Source organism: Neisseria sp. P0021.S005, assembly GCF_051956955.1.
Map to the genome: position 1 here is coordinate 1 of NZ_JBQCWY010000077.1, position 10093 is coordinate 10093.

A 10093-nucleotide genomic window follows, 5' to 3' on the forward strand; every position below is an offset into this window, starting at 1 on the left:
ATTCTATGGTGGGGGGATCACTCTTTTTTTTCTTTCCTCTAGTGTAAAGTTTATTATTGGTAATATTACAGAGTCAAGTAAATTTTTTAAACAAATTAATATGATTTTTTATATTGTTCAGTATATTAATTTATTTATATTTTTTGCAATTTGTATTTCCGTTTTTTGGGTTGTGGTTTTTAGTTTAAAATTTGGAGTATGAGAATGCCAAACGCTGGATTTAGTTTTTTAAATATTGCACGCGAAAATGGATTAAGTACTGCTGATGCGATTCAAAATGCTAATAATATTCAGAAATATTTAGCCACGCCTGAAGCAGATAGAAATTCATTGGATGGCCTTGATGCTGCAATCGCAGCCTTATCTTTTGCCGCTACAAGTGCTGCTATGGGAGCTTCTGTAGCCAATGCAGGTCTCTCTGGTAATGCAAATGCAGCTGGTGCTATGTTGACGGGAGCTGCATATCAATTGAATGGGGCAGTTGCTTCAGCTTCTATGGCTGCAACTTATGCATATTTGAAGAGTAGTAGGTATCTTCAAATAAGCGTATAGTTCCAAATATCACAAATCCATCATCACAACCTTAGGAGTTCAAACCATGAAACCTGTTTTGTTTGCCGCGTTGATTTCCTGTTTCTCCGTTGCTGCATATGCGGCCTGTACCGACAGCCAGCAGCAGTGCGTGATTTATAAAAACGGCAACGTCGCGACAGAAGGCGGCTGTACGGTCAGCAAGTGCCAAAGTGCCGATGAGCAAGTGTTGAAATGGAAGCTGAAAAACGGCAAAGGCGTAACCGTGGAGATCGGTAAAAACGGTAAGGTTTTGGTGAACAAGAAACCGGGTGCGAAAGCGAACAACAGCAATGCGTCAGGCATGGGTTTGACATGCTATGCCGCCGATGCGGACAAACGCGAACAGTTTTGCTCAACCAATTATTGATTGGATTGTTGCTTTGATTAAAGGCCGTCTGAAAAGTGTTTCAGACGGCCTTGATGTTTATCCTTCCGATATTTTTTCATTGAGAAAGTCGATAAAGCTGCGCACTTTCGCACTGAGAAATGCCCTGTCGACATAGGTGGCGTTCAGTTGGTCTGTCCAGATGGTGTAATCGGGCAGGAGTTGGATCAATGTGCCGTCCTTCAATTCCTGCTGAACTGCCCAAAGGGGCTGATAGCCTATGCCTGCTCCTGCTTTAATCAGCTCGCGTATCATCAGTGTGTTGTCGCTGCGGATAACCGGGGAGAGATGGAGAATGGCTTTTTCTCCGGTGTGGTTTGGCCGCTGACTTGTCCTTCGTCATCGACTTCTATGGCCTGACGCTGTTTGCTGCCGGCGGTCTGAATAATGGTGGCGTCAATGACGGCGGCGGATGCTTTCTTTACTTTTAAGCCTTTTTCGGTCAGTTGGCGGTTGATCAGTTCCAGCAATTCGGACAGGGTGTCGTCTTACGCCAGCCAATTGCGGTAGCGGCATAAGGTGCTGTAATCGGGGATGCTCAACTCGTCGAAACGGCAAAACAGGTTGAAGTCGATGCGGGTGATGAGGCTGTGTTCGAGTTCGGGATCGGAGAGGCTGTGCCATTGTCCGAGCAGGACGGCTTTGAACATGGATAGCAGTGGATAGGCGGGACGACCGCGGTGGTCTCGAAGGTAACGGATTCTTTGACGGTTCAGGTACTGTTCGATCGGTTGCCAGTCAATCACTTGATCCAACTTCAATAGCGGGAAACGGTCGATGTGTTTGGCAATCATGGCTTGTGCGGTTTGCCGGAAGAAGGTACTCATGAAAAATCTCCTAAATGTCTTGGTGGTAATTTAGGGGATTTTGGGGGATTTTGTAAAGGTCTCAAACTGCCTTAGCATTGAATGTCCAGATTCCCGGAATGACGGTTTAGAAGTTACCCTAAACCTCAAAAAAAACCTGCACCTTAATCAGTTGGCGGTTTAGTCCGACTTTTGGGGTGCAGATCAAGCTTTCAGACGGTATTTCCTTTAAAACTTCATTTCAAGCGCGAGGCTGAAGTTCCTGCCCGGTGCGGCATACCTTCCATAGTTACTGTCGCCGCCGTGCCGGTTTGCCGTGCTTTCCGCAGTCTGGCGCAAGGATTCCCAAGTAACGTAGCGGTAGTTGCCGATATTGTAGATAGCCGCCCTCAAGGTCAGCCGTTTTTTCAGATTAAGATAGGCGGAAACATCTGCCGTCGACCAAGCAGACGACGCTCTTTTTGCCGAATATCGTTTTTGATCGCCTGCCAGATAAGCAAGTTCATCAGGGTTTTTCCCTTTGGAATAGGTCAGCATAATGTTTGCGCCCCATTTCCCCTCGGGCTGGTCGTATCCGAACCCCAAAACATAACGCGACGGCTGTACCGCATCCAAAGCATAGCTGCGGAGGGACAGTCCCGGCCGGTTGGATACCGATTTCGGTTTGATACGGTTGTACGCCAAAGTCGTGTACAAACCTTCGGGCAGTTTGTGATACACACCGTTCCAGTCGATTTTTCCCAAGATGTTGATGCCTTGGAGCGACATATTTTGGGCATTGTAATAATCGCGTATATCAATCTCTGTCAATTGTCCTGCCTGATTCGGCAATTTGGTTTTTTGATCGGCAACGGCAATCATATCGGTATAACGGTTGCGGAAGCTGCTGATTTCCAAAAAGCCGAAATCGCCCTTCCACTGCAAACCGATTTCGCGGTTGGCTGCCTTTTCCGATTTCAGGGCAGGACGCTGCCAGCCTTTCGGATAATCGTGATAAATGTCTATCCCGAAAAGTTCTTGGAAGGAGGGCGTTCTGAAGCCGCTGGAGGCGCGGTAAGACAAAGAAAAATGCCGGTTCGGTTTGAACACGATGCCGCTGTTCCACGAACGGTCAACATACCGCCCGCTGCGGACGAGTTCTTCCGACGTGGTAAAGTTTTGCCGGTCGTACCTGCCGCCCAAGCTGAAATCGAAATATTTGCCGATTGAAAAACGGTCGTTCAAAGAAATGTGGATATTGCTGCCGTTGATTTTTCTTGGCACGCATTTGCGGGAACGCAGGGTTTCGATGTAGCCGCAGACCGACCCTTCGACGACTTCGGGCTTACCCAAAAGATACTTGTCTCCCTTATCGGTGTAATCCGAGTATTCCGAAATCCTTGCCGCATTGTGGGAAAGCTGTTCGGGGCGGGAGATCGCTTTGGAAGCATCGTAACCGAAGCCCAAAGTCAGATGGTGTTTCGTCCATTTGTTTTTCAGCGACTTCTCAAACGAGGCATTCAAAACATTGTGCTGTTCGCGGTAGTGGAAACGGTCGCTGCTGTCGTAGGAATACGGCTTGTCTGCCGACGCGCGGCAGGATTTGTCCACGGCAGGATACACGGCGCAATTCAGCTTCAGCGTGTTGTTGTCGGTTGCCACGCCCTGTTTGTCAAACGACAACACCGCCTTGTCCGCCCAATTGTCAGAATACGCTTCGTTTTCATAACGGTACAGCAAACCCATACGGCGGCGGCGGTGATGTTCGTCTATAAATTTGGTGCGGGAATATTTCAAACCTATGCCCTTGACCCATTTTTCTTTGTTTTTATCCCACGCTTCTATATTCGGCACAAAATACAAGCCGTCGCGGAAATCGTTGCCGTCGTACACCCCGCTCTTGTCGCTAAACTTTTTCGCCTCGTCCGTACCGTAATACTGTTTTTCCGTCATATCGCGGATGTCGTAACGCTGTTTGGTATCCTCAAACACGCCGCCGACATAATGCCTGCCGCCGAAGCGGTAGCCCAGCTTGGCAAGCCACGAACCGCTGCGGTAATCCATCGGATCGGGCAATATCCTGCCGCCGCCTGTGTACGATTGGGCGGACAGGTTTTCGTGGCGCGCCTGCGCCTCCCGCACCATCGCTTCTTCTTCACTGTTTAAAGCCTGACCTTTTGAACGGCGTTCTTCCACCCAGCGGTTGAGCTGGTTTTTCAAATATTTCCCGTTGCCCGCCAATTTTGCCACAGGCTTGAGCTCACTCTCGCCCTCCGCCAGGAAATATTCCGCCTTTTTATTCGGACTCTGAATATCGTATGTCTGGCGGAACGCGTCCAAACGGTCTATGCCGTATTCCACCCCGTCCGCAATATCGCCGTGCGGGCGCGTTTCCCGCCCTTGGCGTTCGGTTCGGATTAACAGCCCTTCCCAACCGTCCTTACTGAAACCCGCGCCGAGCGACTTCATAAATTGGCGGTTTTTACTGCCGTAGGCGGTTTTTGCCTGTATCCCCCAACTTTTGCCGTCTGAAATCAGGTCTGCCGCCTCTTTGGTGCGGAGGGAGACTGCTCCGCCGAGCGCACCGCTGCCGTGATCGGAAGAACCGGCACCTTTGTCGATTTCTACCGTACCGACGTTTTCATATTCGATTTCGTTGATTGCACCGCTGCCGCCGCGTCCGCCGTATCCGCTCAATGCACCCTGCACGGTAAACGCCTGTATTTGGGCAACACCGTCGACCGAAACCGCCACACGGTTTTTATCCACGCCCCGTATCGAATAACCGCCGCTCGCGCCGTTACCTTGTTCGACGACGGCCACGCCCGGATCGTAGCGCGTCAGGTCGCGGATACCGAGTACCTGTTCTTTGTTCAACGTTTCCGACGTTTTGACGATTTTGCCCAAACCGGTCGCCTCTTTCGATCGCCGTCCCACTTTGGCGGCACGGACGGTAATCTCCTTCAATGATTGACTTTGCGCCGCATCAGATGCCGCCGTTTCGGGGTTTGCCGCATATGATGGGAAAGCGGCTGCAATGGCCAAGGCGGTCAGGGTAAGCGGGAATGTATGCCTTCTGTTCATCGTGTTGCCTCCTTGTCATCTTTCTTCGCACCAAATACCACACCGATTTTTTGTTGGGGTTCGGCAAAGCTGCCGCCCAATTCCGATGCATGAGGTCCGTAAAAGCCCCCTGTTACATGAAGGTTCTCGGCTTTAAACGGTTTGGAGGATGTTGCACCCCTGCCAAGCAGGTCGATACCTGTATCACGGGTACGTGCTGCTGCATGGAAACCGTTGTGCTCAATAATACCGTTTTCAATATAGAAGGCAGGTTCTACACCATTTTTCTCCATCAGGGTGCCGGAAAGGGACTTGTTGGCAAAGTTAACGTCGAATTCGGCTTTTGCCGCTTTATCCGCATGGTTATCCCATTGGATCGGCGCGCCGATACGGGCTTCCCATGAACCTCTATAGTGGACATTCCCAATTTTGGGGATGTCTGCCTCGGAAGTGCGGATACCTTTTATGAAAAGGTCGATATTCCTGTATGCAGAAGCGGGTTGGACAGGTGATTTTCCATCCGTGCCTACGCTTTCCGCGTTGTTTCCTTCATTTTTTCCTGCTGTATTTGCTTCCCCGTTATCTTCCTCTGCCGGCAACTCGGAAGAAGCATGACCGTCATCGGTATCATTTTCCAAACCGTCTTCACCGTCTTCAGGCTCTAAACTTTCATTTTCATCATCAGGTCCCGCGCCTTCATGATCGGAATCTTCGTCCTCTGTTGCAGTCGGTTTGACGACGGGACGGTCGGTTTGCATCCGTCCGATTTTCACATAGTTCAGAAAATCGCAGCAGGTTCGGATTGTCGTTTTCCTGCCGTCGGCAAGAACGATGGTTTGAGTATCTTTGACCAAGGAGATTTCACGCCCTTCGACAAGGAGTTTGTCAGGATGGGCAAAGTCGGGCATAGGCTCGGCAATAAACGGACGTGCCTTAGGATCGGCAGCTTCGTCGGCGGCAATTTTCAGCGAATCCAAGATTTTGGTATGCGTTTCAGACGGCACGGAGCTATTTTGTTTGCCTGCGAATACGCCGAATACGCTTTTGTCGTTGCTGATAAACCGTCCGGCAAGCTCTTCTCCGTTATCGCCGAAAAAACCGCCCTCAAGCCGCTGATCGGCATCGGCATGGAAAAACAAATGCTCCTTACCGGCATGTTTTTCCGCTAAATCAGGATTGACCTTGGCACTGCCGATAAAGCGGTTGCCGTCCAATTTTGCAGTAATGTTGTAAATGATCAGCGGCTTTTTAGGTTCATCTGGATTATTCTTATTTTGCACATACTGATTTTTAATCAACTTACCTTCCAGGTTTTTTTTGTCGAAATTAACCGTATATTCGGCAGGATGTTTTTCCCTGTCGTCGGCATCCCTAGCCGCATAAGAAGTTGCACCAATATTATTACCATAATATGTGTTATAACCCAAATTCTCACTGGCAACCGCCTGACCTGTCCGATGACGTTTGGCATCGGTCATATATTGCCAGTTACCGGAATATTTCACCGTTCCCGCGCTCGGTAAAGATTGGGAGGGATGTTCTCCGGAATAATATACAAACCCGTCATAACCAAACCGGTGGGTAAACCGCTTACCACCTGAGTTCTGTTTGATTTCGTCTTCTCCTGTTTGAGTATAAACATATCCGGCCCGGACATATTTATATTGATACACAGCATCTTTTGAATCGGACGTGTAGATTTGTGCATTAGGATGCCGTCCTTTGATTTCCTTTTTAAGTTTGTCGACCTGTTCTTGCGGCGTACCGTCTAAAAACAGGATATCCTCCTCTTTAAGCGGCAGATACTCCTCTGCCTGATGCTTATCGGGAATTTCCGTACCGTCTTTGTTATAAAAAGCAATATTCCGCCTTGGCAACCGCATTGCCGCACCGACGGCGGGCTGGTTGACCGGCGTGGTTTCTATAGAAGGTTTGGCAGGAGCCGGAGCAGGAATATCCTCAGGCTTGGAAGGTTTGGAATCTGACGGGGTTTGCGCGGTCGGCGTTGATTCGACAACAGGCTGCACGCCGAAATTGCCGCCGATACAAGATGCCAAAAGTAAGGGCAACAAGACAATGCCGCCATAATTCGGTTTACACATCCCTACTTTTCCTCTATTTGATTAATAATAATTATCATTATATTAATATGCACAGATAATATCAACCCGAGACCTTGGCAAAAAAGCCCTTCCCACAACAGTCGAAACCCCAACACAGGTTTTCGGCTGTTTCCGCCACCAATCACTCCCTAACTCTACCCAAATACCCCCTTAATCCTCCCCGGACACCCGATAATCAGGCATCCGGGCCGCCTTTTAGGCGGCAACAGACACACTTAGCCTGTTAGCCGCCTTCAACAGGTTTAGACACATCGCCTTCAGATGGCTTTGCGCACTCACTTTAATCAGCCCGAAATAGGCTGCCCGGGCATAGCGGAACTTACGGTGCAGTGTACCGAAGCTTTGTTCGACCACATAACGGGTCTTCGACAAATATCGGTTACGTTTGGTTTGCGCTTCCGACAGCGGACGATTACGGTGTGCTTTGCGCATAATGCCGTCCTGCAGCCGATGCTCTTTCAGATGTTGCCGGTTTTCCTCACTGTCATAGCCTTTGTCGGCATAGACGGTCGTACCTTTGGGCAGTCCTTCCAACAAAGGCGACAGGTGTTTGCACTCATGGGCATTGGCGGGAGTGATGTGCAGTTTCTCGATATAGCCTTCCGCATCGGTACGGGTATGTTGTTTGTAACCGAGTTTGTAGAGGCCGTTTTTCTTTATCCAACGGGCATCGCTGTCTTTACTCGGTGTGGTTTGGCTGCTGACTTGTCCTTCTTCATCAACTTCTATGGCCTGGCGCTGTTTGCTGCCGGCGGTCTGAATAATGGTGGCGTCAACGACGGCGGCGGATGCTTTCTCTACTTTTAGGCCTTTTTCAGTCAGTTGGCGGTTAATCAGTTCCAGCAGTTCGGACAGGGTGTTGTCTTGCGCCAGCCAGTTGCGGTAGCGGCATAAGGTGCTGTAATCGGGGATGCTCAACTCGTCGAAACGGCAAAACAGGTTGAAGTCGATGCGGGTGATGAGGCTGTGTTCGAGTTCGGGATCGGAGAGGCTGTGCCATTGTCCGAGCAGGACGGCTTTGAACATGGACAACAGGGGATAGGCGGGACGGCCGCGGTGGTCTCGAAGGTAACGGGTTCTTTGACGATTCAGGTATTGTTCGATCGGTTTCCAATCAATCAGCTGATCCAACTTCAATAGTGGGAAACGGTCGATGTGTTTGGCAATCATGGCTTGTGCGGTTTGCTGGAAGAAGGTGCTCATGAGAAATCCCCTAAATGTCTTGGTGGGAATTTAGGGGATTTTGGGGAATTTTGCAAAGGTCTCCGCCTGTTAGCCGGGTGTGCCCGCCTACTTGCACATCAAAGCCATCATCACCCGCAAACAATCCGCTTTGTTCGCTCACGCTGCGGTGTTCGGCGTTGATTTTGCTTTGGCTGTAATCGCCTGAGGCGGATGCGCCATAGCCTACGGTTACTTGGGCGCTGATGTTTTGTTGGCGGCTGCGGTAGTCGGCGGTGTCTTGTAGGCTTTCTATATTGAAGTTGGCGGCGCGTACGGTGATGCCTTTGCCTGTTACTTGTGCGCCTTTGATGTTGGTGTTGCCACCGCTCACAATAACGGTGGGACTGCCTGCGCTGCCGACATGGCTGTGGCGGTAGGTGGTTTGTTCGGCACAGGTTAAAACCATATCGGCAGATTATTTCAGGCTGCGTAAACTGCTGGATAGACGCATTTATGAGCTATGTGCCAAACATTTCGGGAAGCAAAATGAATGGCACATTTCTCTGGAAATACTGCATAGAAAATCGGGCAGCATGGCAACGCTGCGCCGTTTTAGGCAGGCGATTAAGGAGTTGGTAGCCAGCAATGATTTACCCGATTACCGACTGACTTATGATGATAAGAAAGATATGTTGAAAGTGCGAAATCGGGATTTGTCTAAATTTCTCAAAAAATCACCATAGGCAGCCTGAAAGCATAAATTGAGGTTTTTCAAGCTGCCTAAATGTGTTTTTTAAAGCACCTATTTTTTATGGGTTGTAAATAATGCTGCACGTCCTTTATAAAAATCCAAGTTAAACAAATCAATATTAAAATGTTTGCAATATTCAGCAACCATATCAACCGTTAATCGCTCCTTTTTGATTCTTTTTTCATAGCTAGCTAAGTTCTCAAATTCAAAAGGTTTTCCGCTTTGTTCAAAAGTTGTTTTACTGGTTTCTTTATGCACCATAATCGTTCTACTTTCTACTGCATATTCTGAGATTTTATTTGCACCATTTCGCCAATGAAACATTACCGCACCAAATTCATCTTTCTTAAAATCTGGAGAAAGATATAAGCTGATATTCTGTATCCCCCATGTTTCGGATAGATAACTAGGTTGGCTAAATACGTCTGTACCACGATATCCATTTTCCATATATAAGCACCATTCAGAAGCAGTCTCTAAAATAATATATTTATTGGGGTATCTCTGCGCAAAAGGTTCCAACATTTTAATTTTATCCGACAAACTTAATTCATCAGATACTTTTTGATGATGTACCGTCCACCCCCATATTAGACCAAGCTCTTGCAATCTTTGCTCAAAGCGTAACACCATCTCATTAAATGGAATTTTAAAGAAACACAAATGAGTGGTATGAGGTTTATGATCTTGTAAAAAAAACTGTGGGTTATTCATAATCAATCTAACGTCCTTAAAATAACAATAGCATCTTTATCATTGCTGAATATTCTATCTGCGTGTGGTATTCCGCGCGATGAAGTGCTTCGATCGTACTCAATATACACTCTTTTACCTGATGGAAGCGTTGCTTGCAAGTCTGGGCGGCATATTCCTACGCGACAAAAATTTCCATACTACTAATCTACGTCAGCCCCAAAAACAAAGATTTGTTTTTTTCATTCAACATATCTATCCTAAATATACCATCGCTCCATTTAAATCCATCTTCAAAAATCCATTCTAAATATACTCTTAAATTAGAACGTGCATTATCACTTTTGCATAATGGAAATAAACCATACAAAAAATCAAATGCCTCATTACATGATTTAATTGAAAAATATTGCGATTCATCCGAAAGCATGGAAACAAAAGATTCGCTTTCATATTCGACAATCATAATTTTTACTAGAGTAAAAAAATCATTCTTACTTATTATGTTATTAATAGAACAGATCCAATAATAATCGGTTAATGTTAAATCTAAATC

Annotated in this window: 9 protein-coding genes and 3 pseudogenes; 4 read left to right on the plus strand and 8 right to left on the minus strand. The window is 47.6% G+C overall.

Annotation, left to right across the window (positions count from 1 at the left end; genetic code table 11):
* The 3 genes from ACTHUE_RS06525 to ACTHUE_RS06535 all read left to right on the plus strand — a co-directional run.
* On the plus strand, nt 1-202 hold a 202-nt coding region (locus ACTHUE_RS06525; protein ID WP_440423140.1), incomplete at its 5' end, for a hypothetical protein.
* Between the two features lie 2 nt (nt 203-204).
* Nucleotides 205-552 (plus strand): hypothetical protein, encoded by a 348-nt coding sequence (locus tag ACTHUE_RS06530; protein WP_039861883.1) that lies wholly within the window; start codon nt 205-207, stop codon nt 550-552.
* A gap of 46 nt (nt 553-598) precedes the next feature.
* Nucleotides 599-940 carry a hypothetical protein gene (locus ACTHUE_RS06535; protein WP_070461105.1) on the plus strand — a complete coding sequence of 114 codons (342 nt, stop codon included), beginning with the start codon at nt 599-601 and terminating at the stop codon, nt 938-940.
* A gap of 57 nt (nt 941-997) precedes the next feature.
* On the opposite strand, the pseudogene ACTHUE_RS06540 reads toward ACTHUE_RS06535, so the two are convergent.
* The 6 genes and pseudogenes from ACTHUE_RS06540 to ACTHUE_RS06565 all read right to left on the minus strand — a co-directional run.
* A pseudogene (locus ACTHUE_RS06540) lies at nt 998-1267 on the minus strand (LysR substrate-binding domain-containing protein); the annotation flags it as partial.
* Nucleotides 1261-1785 (minus strand): annotated as a pseudogene (locus ACTHUE_RS06545) (transposase); the annotation flags it as partial. The pseudogenes ACTHUE_RS06545 and ACTHUE_RS06540, both read right to left, overlap by 7 nt.
* A gap of 207 nt (nt 1786-1992) precedes the next feature.
* Complete coding sequence (locus tag ACTHUE_RS06550; protein ID WP_060975174.1) at nt 1993-4827, minus strand: lactoferrin/transferrin family TonB-dependent receptor; 2835 nt, start codon at nt 4825-4827, stop codon at nt 1993-1995.
* On the minus strand, nt 4824-6908 hold the full coding sequence (locus ACTHUE_RS06555) for a transferrin-binding protein-like solute binding protein (RefSeq protein WP_049328591.1): 2085 nt from the start codon (nt 6906-6908) through the stop codon (nt 4824-4826). The genes ACTHUE_RS06550 and ACTHUE_RS06555 overlap by 4 nt, the downstream gene beginning before the upstream one ends.
* 216 nt (nt 6909-7124) lie before the next feature.
* A complete protein-coding gene (locus ACTHUE_RS06560) occupies nt 7125-8132 on the minus strand; it encodes an IS5 family transposase (RefSeq protein ID WP_219088560.1) in 1008 nt (335 codons plus the stop codon).
* A gap of 61 nt (nt 8133-8193) precedes the next feature.
* Nucleotides 8194-8541, minus strand: a pseudogene (locus ACTHUE_RS06565) (hemagglutinin repeat-containing protein); the annotation flags it as partial.
* On the opposite strand from ACTHUE_RS06565, the gene ACTHUE_RS06570 reads away from it, so the two are divergent.
* Nucleotides 8531-8836 carry a replication initiator protein A gene (locus ACTHUE_RS06570; protein ID WP_107769558.1) on the plus strand — a complete coding sequence of 102 codons (306 nt, stop codon included), beginning with the start codon at nt 8531-8533 and terminating at the stop codon, nt 8834-8836. The pseudogene ACTHUE_RS06565 and the gene ACTHUE_RS06570 overlap by 11 nt on opposite strands.
* 59 nt (nt 8837-8895) lie before the next feature.
* Here ACTHUE_RS06570 and ACTHUE_RS06575 read toward each other — a convergent pair whose 3' ends face one another.
* Both ACTHUE_RS06575 and ACTHUE_RS06580 read right to left on the minus strand, forming a co-directional pair.
* A complete protein-coding gene (locus ACTHUE_RS06575) occupies nt 8896-9558 on the minus strand; it encodes a hypothetical protein (RefSeq protein ID WP_070460989.1) in 663 nt (220 codons plus the stop codon).
* Nucleotides 9559-9745: 187 nt separating this feature from the next.
* On the minus strand, nt 9746-10093 hold a 348-nt coding region (locus ACTHUE_RS06580; RefSeq protein WP_440423143.1), incomplete at its 5' end, for a hypothetical protein.